At 72.3% G+C, this 20,444-nt stretch carries 19 protein-coding genes; 13 read left to right on the top strand and 6 right to left on the bottom strand.

Features of this window, described 5'->3' with window-relative positions; genetic code table 11:
- Position 1 precedes the first annotated feature (1 nt).
- Positions 2 to 1,180, bottom strand: coding sequence for a 30S ribosomal protein S6--L-glutamate ligase (rimK, locus tag BLT36_RS09970; protein WP_092094796.1), 1,179 nt, complete (start codon positions 1,178 to 1,180; stop codon positions 2 to 4).
- Positions 1,181 to 1,264: 84 nt separating this feature from the next.
- Here rimK and BLT36_RS09965 point away from each other — a divergent pair, with 84 nt between their 5' ends.
- Positions 1,265 to 1,747 (top strand): ATP-dependent zinc protease family protein, encoded by a 483-nt coding sequence (locus tag BLT36_RS09965; protein WP_092094794.1) that lies wholly within the window; start codon positions 1,265 to 1,267, stop codon positions 1,745 to 1,747.
- A gap of 92 nt (positions 1,748 to 1,839) precedes the next feature.
- On the opposite strand, the gene BLT36_RS09960 is transcribed toward BLT36_RS09965, so the two are convergent.
- Both BLT36_RS09960 and BLT36_RS09955 read right to left on the bottom strand, forming a co-directional pair.
- Positions 1,840 to 2,745, bottom strand: a complete 906-nt coding sequence (locus tag BLT36_RS09960; RefSeq protein WP_092094792.1) for an alpha/beta hydrolase — start codon at positions 2,743 to 2,745, stop codon at positions 1,840 to 1,842.
- Positions 2,746 to 2,849: 104 nt separating this feature from the next.
- The gene (locus tag BLT36_RS09955; RefSeq protein ID WP_092094790.1) at positions 2,850 to 3,473 is read right to left on the bottom strand and encodes a TetR/AcrR family transcriptional regulator; all 624 of its coding nucleotides are present in this window, start codon (positions 3,471 to 3,473) and stop codon (positions 2,850 to 2,852) included.
- A 23-nt stretch (positions 3,474 to 3,496) separates the two neighbouring features.
- Here BLT36_RS09955 and BLT36_RS09950 point away from each other — a divergent pair, with 23 nt between their 5' ends.
- Positions 3,497 to 4,798 carry an MFS transporter gene (locus BLT36_RS09950; protein WP_092094788.1) on the top strand — a complete coding sequence of 434 codons (1,302 nt, stop codon included), beginning with the start codon at positions 3,497 to 3,499 and terminating at the stop codon, positions 4,796 to 4,798.
- Here BLT36_RS09950 and BLT36_RS09945 read toward each other — a convergent pair.
- The gene (locus BLT36_RS09945) at positions 4,704 to 5,042 is read right to left on the bottom strand and encodes a YciI family protein (protein WP_092094786.1); all 339 of its coding nucleotides are present in this window, start codon (positions 5,040 to 5,042) and stop codon (positions 4,704 to 4,706) included. The genes BLT36_RS09950 and BLT36_RS09945 overlap by 95 nt on opposite strands.
- A 239-nt stretch (positions 5,043 to 5,281) precedes the next feature.
- Between BLT36_RS09945 and BLT36_RS09940 the strand changes: the two genes are divergently transcribed.
- The 5 genes from BLT36_RS09940 to BLT36_RS09920 all read left to right on the top strand — a co-directional run bounded on the left by BLT36_RS09940 (position 5,282) and on the right by BLT36_RS09920 (position 10,943).
- Positions 5,282 to 6,550 (top strand): MFS transporter, encoded by a 1,269-nt coding sequence (locus BLT36_RS09940; RefSeq protein WP_092094785.1) that lies wholly within the window; start codon positions 5,282 to 5,284, stop codon positions 6,548 to 6,550.
- 114 nt (positions 6,551 to 6,664) lie between these two features.
- Positions 6,665 to 7,918 carry a sensor histidine kinase gene (locus BLT36_RS09935; RefSeq protein WP_092094783.1) on the top strand — a complete coding sequence of 418 codons (1,254 nt, stop codon included), beginning with the start codon at positions 6,665 to 6,667 and terminating at the stop codon, positions 7,916 to 7,918.
- Entirely contained in the window at positions 7,900 to 8,634 is a 735-nt protein-coding gene (locus BLT36_RS09930; protein ID WP_092094781.1) for a response regulator, read from the top strand. Before BLT36_RS09935 ends, BLT36_RS09930 begins: the two co-directional genes overlap by 19 nt.
- Positions 8,635 to 8,988: 354 nt before the next feature.
- Positions 8,989 to 9,870 carry an ABC transporter ATP-binding protein gene (locus BLT36_RS09925; protein ID WP_092094779.1) on the top strand — a complete coding sequence of 294 codons (882 nt, stop codon included), beginning with the start codon at positions 8,989 to 8,991 and terminating at the stop codon, positions 9,868 to 9,870.
- A complete protein-coding gene (locus BLT36_RS09920) occupies positions 9,867 to 10,943 on the top strand; it encodes an ABC transporter permease (protein WP_092094777.1) in 1,077 nt (358 codons plus the stop codon). Before BLT36_RS09925 ends, BLT36_RS09920 begins: the two co-directional genes overlap by 4 nt.
- Positions 10,944 to 11,048: 105 nt before the next feature.
- On the opposite strand, the gene BLT36_RS09915 is transcribed toward BLT36_RS09920, so the two are convergent.
- Together BLT36_RS09915 and BLT36_RS09910 are read right to left on the bottom strand one after the other, a co-directional pair.
- A complete protein-coding gene (locus BLT36_RS09915; protein ID WP_092094775.1) occupies positions 11,049 to 11,552 on the bottom strand; it encodes a flavin reductase family protein in 504 nt (167 codons plus the stop codon).
- Entirely contained in the window at positions 11,549 to 12,064 is a 516-nt protein-coding gene (locus BLT36_RS09910; protein WP_092094773.1) for an NADPH-dependent FMN reductase, read from the bottom strand. The genes BLT36_RS09915 and BLT36_RS09910 overlap by 4 nt, the downstream gene beginning before the upstream one ends.
- A gap of 658 nt (positions 12,065 to 12,722) precedes the next feature.
- Here BLT36_RS09910 and BLT36_RS09905 point away from each other — a divergent pair.
- Genes BLT36_RS09905 through BLT36_RS09880 form a run of 6 tightly spaced genes read left to right on the top strand, consistent with a single transcriptional unit; the run spans position 12,723 to position 20,406 of the window.
- Positions 12,723 to 13,964 carry a sugar ABC transporter substrate-binding protein gene (locus BLT36_RS09905; protein ID WP_092094771.1) on the top strand — a complete coding sequence of 414 codons (1,242 nt, stop codon included), beginning with the start codon at positions 12,723 to 12,725 and terminating at the stop codon, positions 13,962 to 13,964.
- Positions 13,961 to 15,571, top strand: a complete 1,611-nt coding sequence (locus BLT36_RS09900) for a sugar ABC transporter ATP-binding protein (RefSeq protein ID WP_092094769.1) — start codon at positions 13,961 to 13,963, stop codon at positions 15,569 to 15,571. Before BLT36_RS09905 ends, BLT36_RS09900 begins: the two co-directional genes overlap by 4 nt.
- Positions 15,571 to 16,608 carry an ABC transporter permease gene (locus BLT36_RS09895; RefSeq protein WP_092094767.1) on the top strand — a complete coding sequence of 346 codons (1,038 nt, stop codon included), beginning with the start codon at positions 15,571 to 15,573 and terminating at the stop codon, positions 16,606 to 16,608. The genes BLT36_RS09900 and BLT36_RS09895 overlap by 1 nt, the downstream gene beginning before the upstream one ends.
- Positions 16,609 to 16,655: 47 nt before the next feature.
- Positions 16,656 to 17,768: a pyrimidine utilization protein A gene (gene rutA / locus BLT36_RS09890; protein ID WP_092094765.1), complete on the top strand. Its 1,113-nt coding sequence runs from the start codon at positions 16,656 to 16,658 to the stop codon at positions 17,766 to 17,768.
- Complete coding sequence (locus BLT36_RS09885; RefSeq protein WP_092094763.1) at positions 17,765 to 18,670, top strand: carbon-nitrogen hydrolase family protein; 906 nt, start codon at positions 17,765 to 17,767, stop codon at positions 18,668 to 18,670. The genes rutA and BLT36_RS09885 overlap by 4 nt, the downstream gene beginning before the upstream one ends.
- On the top strand, positions 18,667 to 20,406 hold the full coding sequence (locus BLT36_RS09880; RefSeq protein WP_092094761.1) for an amidase: 1,740 nt from the start codon (positions 18,667 to 18,669) through the stop codon (positions 20,404 to 20,406). The genes BLT36_RS09885 and BLT36_RS09880 overlap by 4 nt, the downstream gene beginning before the upstream one ends.
- Positions 20,407 to 20,444 lie beyond the last annotated feature (38 nt).

Here is a 20,444-nt window from a genome sequence, read left to right as displayed (position 1 = left end):
GTCAGGCGTCCTTCGGGAGCTTCCGGACCTTGCTCCGGCGACGTCGACGGTCCGGCACCATCGACCGCATCTCCTCGAGCTTGCCGAAGCACAGCAGCCGGTCGCTGGCCTGCAGCTCGACGCCGCTGCGGGGGTTCGGGATCACGGTCGCGCCCCGGTGCAGGGTCAGGACGGTGATGTCCCGGTCCCACAGCCCGGACTCCTTGATCGTCTTCCCGACCAGGTCCGCGTTGGTGTGCACGAGGAGTTCGGCGACGCCGTAGCCCGTCGAGACCGTCAGCCGCTGCCGGACGTCGATCTCCGGGAACGCGACCTGGTTGCCGATGAAGTCGATGATCGCCCCCGCGACGTCGAGGCCGGTGGCGCGCTCGATGCCCTCGAGCCCGGGGGACGAGTTGACCTCCATCACGAGGGGCCCGTCGTTGCCCTCGAGCATGTCGACGCCCGCGACGCGCAGGCCCATGATCTGCGCGGAGCGGACAGCCGCCTCCTCGTACTCGGGTGTCAGCGTGACCTTCTCGACCGTCCCGCCGCGGTGCACGTTCGACCGGAACTCGTCCCCGGAGGCACTCCGACGCATCGCCGCGACCACCCGGTCGCCGACGACGAGGGCGCGGATGTCCCTGCCACGGCTCTCCGAGATGAAGGACTGGATGAGGACGTTCTGCTTCGTCGAGTGCAGGGTCTCGACGATCGACTCGGCGACCTTCTCCTCCGGCGCCAGGATCACGCCGATGCCCTGCGTCCCCTCGAGCAGCTTGATGACGACGGGTGCTCCGCCGACGCGCTCGATCGCGCCGCGGACGTCGGCCCGGCTGTTCACGAACGTCGTCGCCGGCATGCCGATGTGGTGCCGGGACAGGATCTGGTTCGCCCGGAGCTTGTCGCGCGAGTTCGTGATGCCCGTCGCCGTGTTCGGCGTGTAGACGTCCATCTGCTCGAACTGCCGCACCACCGCGGTGCCGTAGTACGTGATCGAGTTGCCGATGCGGGGCAGGACGGCGTCGTAGTCGCTGAGGAGCTTGCCGCGGTAGAGCAGGTCGGGGTCCTCGCCGGACAGGTCGATCGCGAACCGCAGGGTGTTGAGGACCTTCACCTCGTGCCCGCGGTCGATCGCCGCCGCCCGGAGGCGCTCGGTCGAGTACGCGTGCGGGGCACGCGACAGGATGGCGAGTTTCATCGGTGCTGCTCCGCGGGGCTGTGGGGACGGGCGGTGGAGGTGTCGACGGCGACGCTCCATCCAAGCATGCGACAGGATGGGCACATGGCCCGCGCTCCGAAGTCCCCCGACGGCGGTCTCGTCGTCGCCGGCTGGCGGGAGTGGGCTGGGCTGCCCGACCTCGGCATCCCGTGGATCAAGGTGAAGCTCGACACCGGTGCCCGCAGCTCGGCGCTGCACGCGTTCGACCTCGAGGAACTGCCCGGCGACCGGGTCCGGTTCTCGGTGCACCCGTGGCAGGACACCGACGCGGACGCGGTCACGATCGAGTGCCCCGTGCACGACCGACGCACCGTCCGTAGCTCGACGGGCCACACCCAGGAGCGCATCGTGGTCCTCACGACGATGACCCTGGCGGGCCGTGTGTTCGAGGCCGAGGTCACCCTGAGCAACCGCGACCAGATGGGCTTCCGGATGCTCGTCGGCCGAGAGGCCCTCCGACAGGGCTTCCTCGTCGACCCCGCACGGTCCTTCATGGCCGGGCGCGCGCCGAAGGAGATCCGGCGGCGCAACCGCGGGCGCGTCTGACACTCGGTGACGGCGGTCGGACCGGAGGCGCGGGTCGGGTGGGCGGACGGGCGGACGCTGGTCGTGCCTCCAGGCCAGAGCCCGTGCCCTGGTCAGGATTGCAGGTGGCGGGCCAGGAACGCGAGCTGGGACGGCGCCGTCCGGCGCCAGTAGGCGCGCGTGTGGCCGCCGGCCGAGAACGTGGCGGAGAAGCCGCTGGACGGCCGCTTCGGGAAGCCGTCGACGTACGTGTGCACGGCGGGTTCGAAGCCGTCACCCGTGCCGCAGTCGACCTGGACCGCGACGCCGTCGAGTGCGCGCTGCCGACCGAGCACGGTGTTCGCGCGGAAGTCCGCCGCGTCGTCGAAGGCGCCCCGCGCGGTTTCGCCGGCCGCCGTCCAGAGCGCCGGGCTGACCCCGGAGACCACCCGGACGCGGGATTCTCCGAGGACGCCTCCGAGGTGCAGTGCGCCGTACCCGCCCATCGAGTAGCCGGTGAAGCCGAGCCGCGACGTGTCGTACCCGCTGCGTGCGAGGAGCGGGACGAACTCGTCGACGACCATCGCGGCGGGATCGTCCCCGTCGGCGCGTCGGTGCCAGTACCGGTTGCCGCCGTCGACGGACGCGATCGCGAAGGGTGCGCCGCCGTGGGTGACGTGCGCGGCGAGGAAGCGGTCGTAGCCGAGCGAGTCGCCGAAGAACGCGGAGTGGTCGTCGCCGTAGCCGTGCAGCGCGACGACCACGGGCAGCGGGGCCTCCGCGGGCGGTGCGGCGATCGTCCAGCCGACCTGACGACCTCCGCGGGACGCCGACGTGAAGCTGCCCGAGATGGTCGGCACCGGGTCGACGTCGGGGATGGTGCCGGCCGGGCCGTCGAGTCCGAGCACGCGGTACATCGTCGAGCGGCCGGGGAGCAGGCGGAGGTTGACGGCCTCACCGACGGCTCCGGCGGCGACGACCGCGACGCCGGCACCGATCAGTGAGCGGCGGGTGATCCGCGCCGCGCGGGACCCGCTCATGCGAGGGGGGCGGTGCCGTCGGGGGTCACGCGCTCCGTCACGAGCGTCGAGGAGAGTCGCTGCACACCGGGCACGGTACCGAGTCCCGTCGGGTGGAACACCTGTCAAGCGGAGTCGTCTCGTGTGAGGACGCGCAGGACGTGGTCCGGGTCGTCGCCGCCGGCCACGTCGACCAGGACGCCGGCGAGCGCCCGGGCCGTCTCGGTGCCGAGCGCCGGGTCGCGGAGGCGCATCGCGAGGTAGCCCGACACGACGAGCACCAGCTGGTCGGCGAGCGCGGCGGCGCGTCCCTCCCGCGCGTCGAGCACGGCCGCGGCGTGCGCGGTGAGTCGGGTACGAAGGGTCGCCGTCTCGAGGTCGAGCACTGCACGGACCTCGCTCGGGGTGTCCGCGTACTCGGCCGCGGTGCCGAGGAACGCGCACCACCGGGACCCGGACGGTGTTGCCCGGTAGGCGTCGAGCGCGTCGAACACGGAGAGCAAGCGACCTCGGTCGTCGTCCGCCGACACGAGCGCGCGGTCCCACGTCGTCAGCCAGTCGTCGTGCCGTCGCTCGAGTGTGGCGGCGACGAGGGCCTCCTTGCTCGCGTACCCGCGGTAGAGCGTGGCGCTCGAGACACCGGCGCGCTCGAGGACGGCGTCGATCGGCGTCGCGGCGATGCCCCGGGTGAAGAAGAGTTCCTCGGCGGCGTCGAGGAGCTTCTGCTCGGTTCCTGGACGCATGACCATGCCAGCACCCTAGGCTCTCAAAAGTGAAACGATCGTTTTTGTCTCGGCAGGGTGTCCTCCTCGCGAGCGGGCTGGGACTGATCGCGGCGACCTACGGGCTGGTGCGGTTGGCGTACGGGCTGTTCCTGCCGGACGTCCAGCGGGACCTCGGACTCGGAGCCGGCGCTGCGGGGTGGATCTCGTCGGGCGCCTCGGCCGTGTACTGCGTCGGAGCGGTCGCCGGGCTCCTGCTGGCGGCTCGGGTCCCCCGGGTGCTCGTCGCCGCCGCTGCCCTCGTCGCCGGGGCCGGGGCGCTCGGGATGGCCACCGCCGCCGGGCCGCCGGCGTTCGGGGCGTGGTCGGTGATCGGGTCCGCAGCCGCCGGACTCGCCTCGCCCGCGCTCGTCGCACTCGTCGCGCGGCAGGTCCCGGACGCCGCGCAGGGCCGGGCGCAGGCGGTCGTCAACGCGGGGACCGGGCCGGGGCTCGTCGCCGCCGGGGTCCTCGCACTCGTCCTGCTGCCCGACTGGCGGACGGCGTGGGCGTGGTCGGGTGCGTTCGCCATCGTCGTCGGTGCCGTCCTGCTCGGTGCGTCCCGCGGCACATCCGACACTCGTGACACCCCGACCCGCGCGCCGTCGGCCCCGCCCTCGCCCGCACCCGCGCCCGCACTCGCGCCCGCGCCCGCGCCCTCACCGGCGCCCTCGTCGGCCCGACGGTGGCTCGTCGCGCACCGCCGGGTCCTCGTCCTCGCCGTGCTGTTCGGCGCCGGCTCGGCCGTCGTCTGGACGTACGGACGCTCTGCACTCGTCGAGGCCGGCGCTCCGGTCGTCGTGTCGGTGTCCGCGTGGATCGCGCTCGGACTGGGCGGTGCCGCCGTGGTCGTCACGGCGCGGTGGACGAGCGGCCTCCGCGCACGCACGCTGTGGACGGCCACGGCCGGATCGGTGGCGGTCGCCGTGCTCGCACTCGGACTCGCGCCGCAGTCGACGACGCTCGCCCTGCTCGCCTGCGCGGTGTTCGGCTGGGGCTACACGGCGGCGACCGGGTCGCTGATCACCTGGACGACCGAGATCGCTCCGGAGCGGGCGTCCGCCGGCACGTCGATGCTGTTCGTGGCGCTCGTCCTCGGCCAGGCCGTCGGAGCGGCCGCGGCCGGAGGACTCATCGGTGCCGTCGGCACGCTCGCGACGTTCGCTGCCGGCGCCGTGGTGACGGCCGGTGCAGCCGCGGGTGCCGCCGGAGCACGGGTCAGAGGAGTGGCCGCAGCTCGATCTTCCGGTTGCACGCCGCCGACGCCTCCGTCGCCACGCGCCGAGCGGTCTCGGCATCCGGCAGCTCCATGACCCAGAACCCGGCGACGAACTCCGCTGCACTGGACACCAGCCCCGGCGTCGACTGCGAATCGCCGCCGCGACCGTCGATCACGATGCCGTCCGACGGTGCGGAGACCCCGGCGGCGAAGAGGATCGCGTCGCCCAGCCCCCGGTTGAACGCGTCCACCGCGTCCATCTCGGCCTGGGTGCCGGACTCGGTGCGGCCGGCGGCCTCGGCCTGACCGTCGTCGATGACGTTGACGAGGAACTGCATGGTGTCTCCCCTGCTCGTTGGCGGGAGGCTACTCCTGCGGTAGCGTGACGGCGAGCACCGCTCACGAACACGCGTGCGGATGCCCACGCACCCGAACCCCGACGACAAGCGGAGTCATGGCAACGAAGCGCTGAGCCGGCACCTGAGCCGGCTCCCCCTCCACGCGGACCACACCGTCCGCGCGCTTCCAGTACGCCCGCGCGGCACCGACGCCGCGCGACGACTCCGAGGGATTCCCCGTGTTCTCCATCCGCGCCCGTTTCCGGGCCTCGTTCGCCACGCTCACCGAGCACCGCTTCATCACCGCCGCGGTCCTCGTCGACACGATCGGCGCCGGCCTCACGCTGCCGCTGACCATCGTCTACTTCACCCTGACCACCGACCTCTCGCTCGCCGTGATCGGCCTGCTCTCGACCGCGGCGTCGCTGCTGGCGCTGCCGGTGGGGCTCCTCGGCGGAGTGCTCACCGACCGGTTCGGCGCGCGGGCGTCGATGGTCACGAACAACCTGCTGTCCGCCGCCGGGTTCACGCTCTACCTCGTCGCGCACGACCCGGTCGTGGTCTTCGCCGCGATCTTCCTGGCGAACGCGTCCGAACGGCTCTACTGGACGTCGTGGACCGCGTACGTCCACGACCTGTCGGCGGGTCGGCCGTTCGAGCAGTGGTTCGCCTTCCTCGAGGCCACCAAGGCCGCGGCTCTCGGCGCCGGTGCCGTGGTCGCCGCGGTCGTCCTCGCGGGCGGCGGCCACGACGGGTTGCGCTGGCTCGTGCTGGCGAACGTCGTCACGAGCGTCGCCGCCGCGATCGTGTTCGCCACCCAGCGCACCGGCGGCACGGCTCCCGCTGCGACGGCGGCCCGTGACCTCGAGGACCTCCGGACCGGCACCCTGCGTGAGTTCGCCGCCGACCGGTCGATGCGCCTCATCACGCTCGGGCAGTTCCTCATCGGGCCCGCGATGGTGCTGCCGAACGTCGCGCTCAGCGTCCTGTTCGTCGAGCGCTGGCACCTGCCCGCGGCCGTCGCCCCCGTCCAGTTCGCCGTCGCCACCGGACTCGCCGCGTGTCTGCAGACGTCGGTCACCCGGTGGGTCGCCGGTCTCGACCGGGGCGTCCTGGTGGCGGTCGGCGCGGGGCTGACCGGTCTGAGCGTCGTCCCGCTGATCGTGCTCCCGCCACTCGACGGTGTCGCCGCCTGGTCGTACGTCGTCAGCGTGGGCGTGCTGCTCGCGGTGGCGGACATGCTCGTGCTGCCGGCGGCGAACGCGGTGATGGCCGAGGCGCCGCACCCCCGGATCCGCGGCCGCGCGATCGGGGTGTTCCAGACCGCGAGCTCCGTCGGCATGGCGCTGTTCCCGCTGATGCTCGGGCTCCTCGACACGGACGTGCCGTGGGTGCTCTGGGCGGTCACCGCGGCCGTGTTCGCCGGTGCCGCGTGGGCATGGCGGGCGGCGGTGGCGGGGCTGCCGCCGCGGGTGCGGGTCGCGTCGCCGACGGACGCCGACGGCTGAACGCGGGTCGCGCACCGGCCTGAAGGCACGGTGCAGGTGACCGACGTCGGTCACCTGCACCGTGCCTCCAGGTCGACCACCGCCCCGCCGACCGCACCCGCTAGCGTTGTCGACATGGGGACGAGCACGGAGTGGTCGCGACTGCCGGTGGGGCGGCGTGAGCTGCGGCAGGACGCCGTCCTCGCACTGGTGCTCCTCGGCGGGCTGACGCTCTCGACGGTGCTGTACAGCGCGGCCGGCACCTACGGCGACGACCAGGCCGCGTGGTGGGTCTCGGCGCTGGTGATCACCGCGAACGCCGCTCCGATCGCGTTCCGGCGCCGGTACCCGATGACCGTCGCGATCGTCTCGGCGCTGGCCTTCGCGTCGACGCAGGTGTTCCACGTCCCCGAGCTCTTCGTCATCAACTTCACGCTGTTCATCGCGCTCTACACGGTCGGCGCCTGGTGCTCCGACCGTGTCCGCGCCGAGGCCGTCCGCTGGGTCGTCATCGGCGGGATGTTCGCGTGGCTGTTCATCGCGATCTCGTTCGGCTGGGCCGTCCCGAACGCGCTGCCGAACGACGGAGGCTCGATCATCCCGCCGGTGATCGCGTACTCCCTCATCAACATCGTCATCAACGTCGTGTACTTCGGCGCCGCCTGGTACGCGGGCAACCGGGCGTGGACGTCGGCCGTGGCGCGCCACGAGCTCGACCAGCGCACCGCGGAACTCGCTGCCGAGCGCGAACGGTCGGCGGCGCAGGCGGTCACGCTCGAGCGCGTGCGGATCGCCCGCGAACTCCACGACGTCGTGGCCCACCACGTGTCCCTGATGGGCGTGCAGGCCGGGGCCGCTCGCCGCGTGATCGGCCGCGACCCCGAGCAGGCGACGGCCTCGCTCGGCGTCGTCGAGGAGAGCGCCCGGACCGCCGTCGAGGAGCTCCGCCGGATGCTCGGCACCCTGCGCTCCGACGACGAGGACCGCGGCGCCCCGAGCACCGAGGGTCTCGGGCGGATCGGGGAGCTCGCCGAGTCCGCACGGACGGCCGGGCACCCGACCGAGTACGTCGTCGTCGGCGATGCCCGTGACGTCCCGCCGACGGTGTCCTCGGTGGCGTACCGGATCGCGCAGGAAGCGGTGACGAACGTGCTCAAGCACGCCGGCCCGAGCGCCCGCGCGGACCTCCGCGTGCGGTACCTCGACGACGGCGTCGAGGTCGAGGTGGCCGACGACGGCCGCGGCGGAACCGCTCCCCGGAACACGTCCGGCAGCGGGCTCGGCCACGTGGGGATGCGCGAGCGCGTCACCGCGGTGGGCGGTCGGATCGAGATCGGGCCGCGCGCCCGCGGAGGGTACCTGGTGCGGGCATGGCTGCCGACGAGCTGACGATCGTGCTGGCGGACGACCAAGTGCTCGTCCGCGCCGGGTTCCGCGTGATCCTCGAGTCCGAGCCGGGCTTCCGGGTGGTCGCCGAGGCAGCCGACGGCGCCGAGGCGGTCGAGGCCGTCCGTGCCTGGCGTCCGGACGTGGTGTGCCTCGACGTGCAGATGCCGGGAGTCGACGGGCTCGAGGCAGCGCGGCGGATCGCAGCGCTCCCGGATCCCCCGGCGGTGCTCGTCCTCACGACGTTCGACCACGACGACGCCCTCTTCCAGGCGCTCGAGGCCGGAGCGAGCGGGTTCCTGCTGAAGAACGCCTCCCCCGAACGGCTGATCGACGCCGTCCGCACGGTCGCGGCGGGGGACGCACTGCTCGCACCGGACGTGACCCGGCGCGTGATCAGTCGCGCGACGGCGGCGTCAGCGGCGGCGGCGTCGGCGTCGGCGTCCTCGTTGTCCGCCGCGTCGGCATCTCCGTCGGCGTCCGCGCTGCCCGGCACCGCGGTCGGCGACGCCGCACTCGCCGAGGTCGGCCTGACGGAGCGCGAGTCCGAGGTGCTGCGGCTGCTCGCCCGGGGCCTGAGCAACGCGGAGATCGCGGCCGAGCTCTTCGTCGGCGAGGCCACCGTGAAGACCCACGTGTCGAACGTGCTGCAGAAGACCGGGCTGCGCGACCGGATCCAGGCCGTCGTCTGGGCGTTCGAGCACGGCGTCGCCCGCTGACCCCCGCTCGCACGGTGCGGCCTTGCTCAGCCCGTGCGACGTCGGCCGACACCGCACCGTGCGGCCTTGCTCAGCCCGTGCGAGGCTGATCGCCCCGTGCGGCGCTGCAACGGCGCACGGGGCCACCAACCTCGCACCGGTTGACGGACCCGGCACCGTGCGATCCACGCCACCACGCCACACCCGGCCACCAACCACGCACCGTGCGAGGTCCGCCCACGCTCCTCCCCCTCGCGGTGGAGCCGGCCGACCCCGGGCAGCCCCGAAGACCCGTCCTCCGCCGGAGGCACCCCGGGCACCCGTCCCAATAGCGTCGACGGCAGGCGGTGCACACCGCCGGGACAGGGGAACGAGATGCTCACCATCCAAGGGGTGACCAAGCAGTACGGCGACCGCCGGGTGCTCGACGACGTGACCTTCACCGTCGGCCGCGGTCGGCTCACCGGGTTCGTCGGCGGCAACGGCGCCGGGAAGACCACCACGATGCGGATCCTGCTGGGCGTGCTGCAGGCCGACTCCGGCACCGTGTCCATCGACGGCACCCGGATCGGTCCGGCCGACCGGCGCCGTTTCGGCTACATGCCAGAGGAGCGTGGGCTGTACCCGAAGATGCCCGTCGCCGAACAGATCACCTACTTCGCCAGGCTGCACGGCGTCGACAAGCGCGCCGCCGCTGCCCGCACGACCGACCTCCTCGACCGGCTCGGCCTCGCGCAGCACGCCACCGACCCGGTCGAGAAGCTCTCGCTCGGCAACCAGCAGCGCGTGCAGGTCGCCGCGGCGCTGGCCCACGACCCCGAGGTCCTGGTCCTCGACGAGCCGTTCTCGGGCCTCGACCCGATGGCGGTCGACGTCGTGCTGAACGTCCTCCGCGAGTCCGCGGCGGGCGGCGCTCCGGTGCTGTTCTCGAGCCACCAGCTGGACGTCGTCGAGCGACTCTGCGACGACGTCGTGGTCATCGCCGACGGCACGATCCGCGCCGCCGGTCCGCAGGACGAGCTCCGGAAGCAGGCCGGTCCGGCCGCGTGGGAGCTCCTGGTCGACGGCGACGTCGCCTGGCTCCGCGCGGAACCCGGCGTCACCGTCCGCGAGTTCGACGGCGGCTACGCCCTGTTCGAAGCGGACGACGCCACCGCCCAGCGGGTCCTGCAGCGTGCCGTCCAGCACGGCACGGTCGGTTCGTTCTCGCCGCGGGTGCCGCGGCTCAGCGAGGTCTTCCGGGAGGTCGTGCGGTGAACAGCTCCTTCGTGCAGGCGGTGCGACTCGTCTCCGCCCGCGAGATCCAGGCCCGGGTCCGCAGCAAGGCGTTCATCGTCTCGGCGTGCATCCTCGTGCTCATGGTCGTCGCGTCCATCGTCGTCGGCGGCGTCGTCAGCAAGGCCACGGCGGGCGACACCACCCCGGTCGCGGTCGTCGACGGCGTGCAGCTCCCGACGAGCAAGGGCCTCGACGTGACGGAGGCGCCGACCGCCGCCGCCGCGGAACGGCTCGTGACGAGCGGCGACGTCGACGCCGCGGTCCTGCCGTCGGACGACCCGCTCGGCTACAAGGTCGTCGGGCTCGACGACGCCCCGACCGACGTGGTGTCGGCGCTGAGCGTCACCCCGCGGATCGAGCTGCTCGACCCGAACGCGATCCCCGGTGGACTCATCTACATCGTGGCGCTGGCGTTCGGCGTGGTGTACTTCGCCTCCGCGGTGACGTTCGGCCAGTCGATCGCGCAGAGCGTGGTGGAGGAGAAGTCCACCCGCGTCGTGGAGATCCTGATGGCGGCGATCCCGGCCCGGGCGCTCCTCGCCGGCAAGGTCCTCGGCAACAGCGTGATGGCGTTCGCGCAGATCGTGGCGGTGGCGATCGCGGCAGCGGTGACGCTGGCGGTCACCGGTCAGGACAACATGTTCACCGTCCTCGGCCCGAGCATGCTGTGGTTCGTCGGGTTCTTCGCGATCGGCTTCGTCCTCATCGCCTCGCTGTTCGCCGCCGCCGCCGTGCTCGTGTCCCGCCAGGAGGACGTCGGCAGCGTCACCACCCCGGTGATGATGCTCGTGATGATCCCGTACCTGCTGATCATCGTGGCCTACAACAACCCGACGATCCTCGGCGTGATGTCCTACGTGCCGTTCAGCGCGCCGATCGGCATGCCGATGCGGATCTTCCTCGGGACGGCGGCGTGGTGGGAACCGGTCCTGTCCCTCGTCATCGTCGCGGCCTCGGTGGTGCTGGTGGTCGTCATCGGCGCGCGGATCTACGAGAACGCGCTGCTGCGCACCGGCAGCCGGGTGAAGCTGGCGGAGGCGCTGCGCGGCTGACGCGGGTTGCGTCGCCGACGCACCGGGGGCACTGGACGGGAGGCCCGGATCACGTGAGCGGACCGCTCACGTGCTCCGGGCCTCCCGTCTGCCTGCCCCGCGCCGTCAGGCGCTCAGCGTCGCGAAGGCGGACCGGTGCCAGACCAGCGGGCTGTGCGCGAAGTCGGACATGAGCCCGAGGACCCGCAGCACGACGATGTCGTGGTCACCGGCAGGGTAGGTGTGCTCCACGGAGCACTCGAGCCAGATGGGCGCCCCCTCGAGGAACACGGACCCGCGTTCGGACACCGTCGTGTCGACACCGACGAAGCGCACGGACTTGTCCTTCGACGCGAGCTGGCGCGTCACCTGCGCGTGCCCCTCGCCGAGGATCGAGACGCCGATCGTCTCCGCGCCGGCGAGCACCGGCCACGTCGTGGACGTGTGCTGCACCGCGAACATCACGAGCGGCGGGTCCTGCGAGACCCCCACCGTGAACGACGACGCGACGAGCACGGTCGGCTCGTCGTCGACGATCGCGGAGAGCGCGGCGACCCCGCACGGGAAGCCGGAGAAGGCCTGGCGGAGGGCGGTGAGGTCGGGGGCGTCGGTCGAGTAGGGGCTGATCATGAGCGGGTTCCTTCCGGGAGGCTCGTGACCGCGCCGAGGAGGACGTCGCGCCAGCGCGCGACCCAGGCCTCCGTCGACGCGGGCTCCGAGTAGTGCTTGTCGTTGAGGTACAGGGCCGGTGCCGGCACGGTCGCGCCGAGCTCGACGAGGACGGGTTTGAGGAACACCTCGGGGGCGAGGGCGTGTGCGGGTCCGGCGCCGAGCATGAGCGGCACCGCGACGACGCCCGCGAGGCCGTCACCGGTCGCGAACTGGTCGAGGAAGAGCTTGAGGACGCCGGTGTAGGTCGCCTTGAAGGTGGGTGAGGCCACGACGACGAGGTCGGACGCGGCGACGGTGCGGACCGCGGCCGCGACGGCCTCGTCGCCCCAGCCGAGGAGGCCTGGGCCGAGGCCGATCACGTCGACGACGTTGTCCGGGGCGCGACCGGTGAGCCGTTCGAGGACGACCGTGGCGGCGTCGAGCGTCCGCGAGGCCGGCTTGGGGTTGCCGGCGACGACGGTGGTGATCATCGGTGTGCTCCTGCGGTCGGGGGTGGTGTGGATGCAGTCCACCCTCCGCTCGTTTCGCCTCCGTGGCGGCTCCGTGTCGGGTGGGTTACGCCAGCGCCCGTCGGACCGCCGCGCGCGGAATGCCCCGGTCAGCGGCTCGGTGTCCGGGGCCGCGTCCTGCATTCCGCCAGCACCGTCGACCCTCGGCTCGACCGATTTGTGAGAGACCCGTTACCGGAAGTCGACACGATTGCGTCCGGCGTGTTTCGCCCACCCACCGCCGCCGCGGAACCGTGCGGATCCGCAGCGGGCCGGGCCGAGGCGGCGGAAGAGCACCAGCCCGAACCGCGCGGAACGGTGCGGTTCCGGCGGTCCAGCGTCGGTGGCCTAACACCAGCGAAACAAACGCCTAACAGGACCGTTACCGGGCACCGCCCTGCCGGGTCCCGCGGACGGTTACATTCGCATCAGCCCCACTGCAGCGGCCCCGTCACCCGGACGCCTCGCCGCCGGCGGAGCGTTCCCCACCACCGCATCCGGTGGTGCTCCCGGACCGCGTGACGCGGCCTCCGACCCGCTCGTCACGCCCACCCCGCGCTGCGGGGTGTTCGTCGTCCCCGCACCCCCGTCCCGCTCCCCGCTCGTTCCTCGCTCCACCCGTCCTGGAGGTCTCCGACCGATGTCGTCCCCCGCACCGTCCCGAACGCAGCCGGCCCGTCCCGCGCTCGTCCGCCCCGCGCTCGTCCGCCCCGCGCTCCTCCGTGCTGCGCTCGTCCGTCCCGCGCTCGTCGCAGCCGCCCTGAGCGGCGTGCTGTTCCTGTCCGCCTGCTCGGCCACGTCCACCGCCTCGACCGGGTCGTCGGACGACTCCGCCGGGGTGGAACACGCCACCAGCCAGATCAAGGCGGCGAGCGTCGACCCCGAGTTCACGTTCGAGGGCAAGCCGTTCGACATGTCGAAGATCGCCGGCAAGACGATCTTCAACATCCCGAACTCGTCCGCCGTGCCGTTCATCGTGTCGGTCGACCAGGCTGGCGAGAAGCTCGCGGAGCAGTACGGCGCCAAGTGGATCGAGTACACGAACCAGGGCACCCCGACCGAGCAGTCCGCGGGCATCGACCAGGCGATCAGCCGGAAGGCCGACATCATCGTCCTCGCCCAGGGCGTCAACGGTGAGCTCATCGTCCCGGCGCTCAAGCGGGCGAAGGCGGCGGGCATCCCGGTGCTGATCAGCCACACGTACCAGACCGGTGAGTCGCTCCCCGCGCAGCTCCAGCCGCTCGTCGCCGCCCAGGTCACCGCACCGTTCCACGAGGCCGCGAAGCTCAACGCCGACTGGGCCATCAAGGAGACCAAGGGCACGGGCGACGTCCTCATCATCACGTCGTCCGAGGTCCCACCGTCGGACGGGATCGTGAAGGCGATGCAGTCCGAGTTCTCCGCGCAGTGCTCCGGCTGCAAGGTGAAGGTCACGAACGTGCCGGTGTCCGACTGGGCGACGAAGATCTCGTCGACCGTGCAGTCCGCGATCCAGTCCGACCCGAACCTCGACTACGTCCTGCCGGTCTACGACTCGATGGCACTGTTCGTCGAGGCCGGGGTGACGGCTGCGGGCAAGACCGGCCAGGTGCACACGTCCTCGTACAACGGCACCCCGGCGGTCCTCAAGATCCTGCAGGACGGCAGCGTCATGACGATGGACATCGGCGAGAACATGGAGTGGCTCGCCTACGCCACGCTCGACCAGGCCGGGCGTGTGCTCACCGGCACGCCGATCGTCGAGGACGGGAACGAGCAGACCCCGCTCAAGGTCTTCACGAAGGACAACGTCGACGAGACCGGGACGCCGCCGGTGCCGAGCAAGGGCTACGGCGACGCCTACAAGACCGGGTACGAGAAGATCTGGGGACCGGCGAAGTGACCGCCACGGCACCGGTGCTGCGGATCAGCGGGCTCACCAAGCGCTTCGGCGGACTCACCGCACTCGACGACGTCGAGCTCGAGGTCCGGCCCGGACAGGTGCACGCGCTGCTCGGCGAGAACGGCTCGGGCAAGTCGACCCTGATCAAGGTCCTCTCCGGCACGTACGCGCCGGAGCCGGGGGCGACGATCGAGGTCCGCGGCGCCCTGCTCCCGCTGCCGGTGCCACCCGGGTACTTCCGCCGCGTCGGCATCAGCTTCGTCCACCAGGACCTGGCGCTCGTGCCCTCGCTCAGCGTGACCGAGAACCTCCGGCTCGCCACCGTCGTGGCCGGCCGCGGGCCCTTCGTCCGATGGGGCGCCGAGCACCGGGCAGCCGCCGAGCTGTTCGCCCGGTACGGCGTGGACATCGACCCGCGAGCCCGCGTCGAGGAGCTCACGGACACCCAGAAGGCCCTCGTCGCGATCCTCCGCGCGGTCGCCGAACTCGGCGGGGAGCGGGCGCTCATCGTGCTCGACGAACCGACCGTGTTCCTGCCGAAGGAGGACGCCGACCTGCTCTTCCGCGTCGTGAAGGAACTGGTGTCCGACGGCCGGACCTCGGCACTCCTCGTGTCGCACGACATGTCCGAGGTCCTCGAGCACGCCGACCGCGTCACCGTCCTCCGCGCCGGCCGGGTGCAGGCCCACCGGGACACCGCGACCACCACCGCCGACGAGCTCGTCGCCCTCATCGTCGGCCGGGGCCTCGACGGAGCGGCCGCACGGTCTCCCCGTCCGGCCGCCACCGGCGACGCCGTCGTCCGCGTCGGCGACCTGCACGTCGGCGTCGTCGAGGGGTTGTCGTTCGACGTCGCCGACGGTGAGGTCGTGGGCATCACCGGCCTGGCGGGCTCCGGCGTCGAGGACGTCCTCCCCGGCCTGTACGGCGCCCGCCCCGCGACCGGTTCCCTGACCGTGCACGAGCGCACCGTCGACCTGGCGCGCACCTCGCCGGGGGCGTCGATCGGCCGCGGCGTCGTCTACGTCCCCGCGGACCGCAAGCGCGAGGGCGGTGCGCTGACCCTGTCGGTCGAGCAGAACGTCACGCTCCCCGTGCTCGGCCGCCTGCGCGGGCTGTTCGGCCTCTCGCCCGCACGCGAGCGGGCACACGTCGCCGGCCTCGTCCGCGACTACGACGTCCGTCCCGCCGACCCGAGCGCACTGTTCGGGACACTGTCCGGCGGCAACCAGCAGAAGGCCGTCCTGGCGAAGTGGATGCAGGACGACCCGCGGCTCGTGCTGCTGCAGGAACCGACGCAGGGCATCGACGTCGGTGCCCGGGCCGCGATCTTCGCGATGCTCCGGCGGAGTGCCGAACGCGGCGTCTCGATCGTGTGCGCCTCCACCGACTACGACCAGCTCGCGCAGATGTGCGACCGCGTCGTGGTCCTCGCCCACGGCCGCGTGCACGACGTGCTCACCGGGGACCGGATCGACCGCGACGTCATCGCCGCCGCGGTCGTCGCCAGCCTCGTCGAGCCCGCCGCGGTCGTCGCCAGCCTCGTCGAGTCCGCCGCTCCCCTCACCTCCCCCGTCGACTCCTCCCCCGTCAAGGAGAACGCCTGATGTCCACCACCGCCGAACCGGTCCTCGAGACCTCGATCGTCCGTCCCACCCGCCCGCGCTTCTCGTGGGGGCACACCGAGCGCTACGCACTGCTCGGTGCCTGGCTCGTCATCGTGATCGGGTTCAGCGTCGCGCTGCCGGACACGTACCCGACGCTCGGCAACCTGCAGAACATCCTCGGGTCGCAGTCCGTGCTGCTGATCCTGGCGCTCGGGTTCCTGTTCCCCCTGACCGCCGGCGAGTTCGACCTGTCCGGCGCCTCGACGATGTCGCTCTCCGCGATGTCGATCGCCGTCCTCAACGCGAAGATGGACGTGCCGCTGCTGCCCGCGATCCTGGTCGGGCTCGTGATCGGCGTGGTCGTCGGGCTCGTGAACGGCCTGCTCACGGTGGGGTTCCGCATCGACTCCTTCATCGTCACCCTCGGCACGTCGACGTTCATGATCGGGCTGATCCAGTGGATGAGCGCGTCGTCGTCGGTGACCGGCATCGACCCCGCGCTCGTGCAGGCCACGGTCGGCTGGCGCGGCCTCGCCGGGCTCCCGCTCGCCTTCGTCTACGGGGTCATCGCCACCGTCGTCGTCCTGGTCGTGCTGAGCGCCACCCCGGTCGGCCGGCGCCTGCTCTTCGTCGGCACCGGTCGCACCGTCGCCGAGCTGTCCGGTCTGAACGTCCGGCGGCTCCGGGTCGGCGCGTTCGTCGGCGCCGGCCTCACCGCGGCGGTTGCCGGGGTCGTCTACGCCGGGACGCTCGGCGGTGCGGACCCCTCGAGCGGGCAATCGTTCCTGCTTCCCGCGTTCGCCGCCTGCTACCTCGGTGCGACCGCGATCATCCCCGGCCGCTTCAACGCGATCGGCACCTTCATCGCCGTCTACTTCCTGTTCTCCGGCGTCGTCGGGCTGCAGATGCTCGGCGCCGACAACTTCGTCCAGCAGCTGTTCTACGGCGGGGCGCTCATCGTCGCCGTCGCGGTCTCGCAGACGATCCGGCGGCACTCCGTGGCGAGCGCCGCGAAGGCCGCCGCGAAGCGCTCCTGACCCTGACCCTCCTCCCTCCCCGAACCCACACAGAAAGCGAGTCCCCCATGGACATCGGAGTCTTCATCCCGATCGGCAGCAACGGTTGGCTCATCTCGACCGCGTCGCCGCAGTACAAGCCGTCGTTCGACCTCAACCTCGAGATCGTGCAGAAGGCCGAGTCGTACGGCTTCGACTTCGCCCTGTCGATGATCAAGCTCCGCGGCTTCGGTGGTCCGAGCGGATTCTGGGACGAGAACCTCGAGTCCTTCACCCTGATGGCCGGCCTCGCTGCCCGCACCGAGCGCATCCGGCTCTTCGCCACCACCGCCGTCCTCACCATCCCACCGGCGATCGCCGCGCGGATGGCCGCCACGATCGACTCCATCTCGCACGGACGGTTCGGCCTGAACCTCGTCGCCGGGTGGCAGAAGGCGGAGTACGACCAGATGGGGCTCTGGCCGGGCGACGAAGTGCACTTCAAGCGCCGCTACGCCTACCAGACCGAGTACATGCAGGTGATGAAGGAGCTGTGGGAGGACGGCGTCAGCAACTTCCACGGCGAGTACTTCACGATGGACGACTGCCGGATGCTGCCGAAGCCGACGTCGCACATCCCGATCGTCTCCGCCGGGCAGTCGTCCCAGGGCATGGCGTTCGCCGCCGAGTACTCGGACTACAACTTCTCGATGGGGGTGGGCGTGAACACCCCGACCGCGTACGCCGAGCAGAACGAGGCACTCCTCGCCGCGCGGGAGAAGACCGGCCGTGACGTCGGCTCCTACGTCCTGTTCATGGTCATCGCGGACGAGACCGACGAAGCCGCGCAGGCGAAGTGGGAGCGCTACAGCGACGGTGTCGACGTCGAGGCCATCTCGTGGATGACCGGCCAGGCCCTCACCGACAAGAACGGCGAGGAGGGCAACACCGCGAAGCGGATCTCGCTGCCCGAGGGTGCCGTGAACATGAACATGGGCACGCTGGTGGGCTCCTACGAGCACGTCGCGGCGATGCTCGACGAGGCTGCCGACGTCGCGGGCACCAAGGGCATCATGCTCGTGTTCGACGACTTCCTGCAGGGCATGGACGACTTCGGCACGCGCATCCAGCCGCTGATGCAGACCCGCCAGGACGTCGTGTCCACCGTCCCCGCAGCGTCGACGGCCGCGGTCACCGCATGAGCGCCGGCAGCACCGCCCCGGTCCTCGAGGTCGCGGTCGTCCAGGCCGGGCAGACGCCCGCCGACGGCGACGCCGCGCTCGACGAGCTCCTCGCGCTGTTCGAGCAGGCCGCCGAGGGCGCCGACCTCGTCGTCTTCCCCGAGCTGAGCACGACGCCCTACTTCTGCGGCGTCGTGAACGACAGCCGGAAGGCCTGGGCGCAGCCCGTCCCCGGTCCGGCCACCGCCCGGTTCGCCGAGGCCGCGAAGCGGCTCCGGACAGCCGTCGTGTTCGGCCTCTACGAGGACGCCGGCGACGCACAGTACAACAGCGCCGTGCTCATCGACGCCGACGGCACCCTGGTGCACGGGACCGACGTGCACGGTGACTCCGTCCCGAGCTACCGGAAGACGTCGATCCCCACCAACGAGCTGTCCGCCGTCGACGAGAAGCACTACTTCGCCGCCGGGTCGGGGCCGGTCGTGTTCGACGCCCTCGGCACCCGGTTCGGCATGCTCATCTGCTACGACCGAAGCTTCCCGGAGTACTGGCTGGCGTCCCGCGCGGCCGGCGCCGAGGTGATGCTCGTGCTCGTGTCGTCGATGGGCTTCCGCGAGACGCTGTTCACGCAGGAGCTGCAGGTCCGCGCGCTCGAGACGCAGACCTGGGTGATCGCGCCGAACCGCGCCGGCGAGGAGACCGTCGACGGCAAGACCGTCAGCTACTTCGGCCGGTCGTCGATCGTGACGCCGCGGGGCGAGCTCGTCGTCTCGGCGCCGCCGCACGAGGCCGGGCACGTCATCCGGGCGACGGTCGACGTGGGCGAGGTCGCCGCCGCACGGCACGACTTCCCGCTCGGCCGCGACCGGCAGCCCGGCGTCTTCCAGTACCTCGCCGGGGCCTACGCGGCGGTGCCGGCGTGACGGACGTGTTCGCCGTGGTGCGCGGCACCATCGCGCCCCAGCTCGACCAGGCGCTCGCGGACAGTCGGGCGAACCCGCTGCCCGCGTCGCCGTCGTCGCTCCCCGCCGAACCGGGCCACAGCCAGCAGCTGTTCGCCCGGCTCCTGGGGGCGGCGATCGATGCGGCGCCGACCGCACCGGTCGACGCAGTGCCGAGCGCACCGGTCGATGCGGCGCCGACCGCGGCGATCGACGCGGCGCCGACCGCGGTCGGCGACACCGCGTCGACCGTCACGACCACCGCCGGCGGAACCCCCGTCGACGCAGCGGCCGTCGCGCTCGACCCGGCCGCGGCGTCCGTGACCGAGCTCCTCGCCGCCTTCCGTGCCGGGACCACCACCCCGGGCGCCGTCCTGGCGGCCCTCGCGCCGCACTGGACGAGCGACGCCGTCTGGTCCGACGCCGTCCTCCGCCTGGTCGACGGCGCCGCCGAGGCAGCCGCGGAGTCCGACCGTCGCTGGGCCGCCGGCGATCCCCGCCCGCTCGAGGGCGTGCCGTTCGCGGTCAAGGACATCATCGACGTCGCCGACACGGTCGTCACGAGCGGCTCGCTGCAGACCGGCGACCGCGTGGCTCCGGCCGACGCGACCGTCGTCGCCCGCCTCCGTGCAGCGGGCGCGATCCCGGTGTTCACGGCGGCGACAACCGAGTTCGCCTGCGGCGGTCCGCACAACGCCCGCTACGGGGCCGTCCGGAACCCCTGGGACCCCTCCCGCTGGACGGGTGGATCGTCGACGGGCTCCGGCTCGGCGCTCGCGGCCCGCATCGTCCCGCTGGCGCTCGGATCGGACACCGGCGGATCGATCCGGGTGCCGTCGGCGCTCTGCGGCACGACGGGGATCAAGCCGACCTACGGACTCGTGCCGCGTACTGGTGTCGCGAGCCTGTCGTGGACCCTCGACCACGTCGGTCCGATGGCCAGGAGTGCCGAGGACCTCGCGCTCGTCCTCGCCGTGATCGCCGGTGGCGACGGACAGGACCCGACGGCCCACACCGCCGTCCCGCTCGTCGAGGCGGCGCCCGAGCGGGTGCGGGGGCTCCGGATCGGCGTCCCGCGGACGTGGTTCACCGAGCGGGTGGACGCCGCCGTACTCGACGCGGCAACCGCCGCGACCGAGCGGTTCCGGGGACTCGGCGCGACGATCGTGCCGATCGAGTTCGACGACGTCGAGGCGATCGACGCGGAGTGCTGGACCGTCTTCTACGGCGAGCTCGCCGCGAACCAGGAGGCGAACGCCGCGACCGCGGACCTCTTCGACGCCGGGACCCGGGCGCGCTTCGACGTGGCCTTCACCCCGACGGCCGCCGACTACCTCCGTGCCCTCCGCCGACGGCCGCTCGTGCAGGCCGCGATGGTCGCCCGGATGGACGAGGCCGGAGTGGACGTCGTGCTCACGCCGGGCATCGGTGCGACCGCTCCGCGGCTCGACGACCTGACGATGGCGGTGGACGGCGAACGGTTCAACCTGCACGAGGTCGTCCCGCGGAACACCCGGCTCTTCGACTACGTCGGCTTCCCGGCGCTGATGATGCCCGCGGGCACGGCGCCGGACGGCCTGCCGATCGGGGTGCAGCTCGTCGCCCGACCGTGGGACGACCGGCTCGTGCTCTCCGCCGCCGCCGCGTTCGAGTCGGTCACCGACCACCACCGCAGGGTGCCCCCGGCATCCGCCACGAGAGGGTCGACCGATCAGTAGCCGCACCACGGACGAGGACGGCGTCCGCCGACGCGCCT

This window comes from Curtobacterium sp. UNCCL20 (assembly GCF_900101675.1).
GTDB lineage: Bacteria > Actinomycetota > Actinomycetes > Actinomycetales > Microbacteriaceae > Curtobacterium.
The sequence above is the reverse complement of the archived record's forward strand: the minus strand, read 5'-3'. Positions and strand labels throughout refer to the sequence as shown.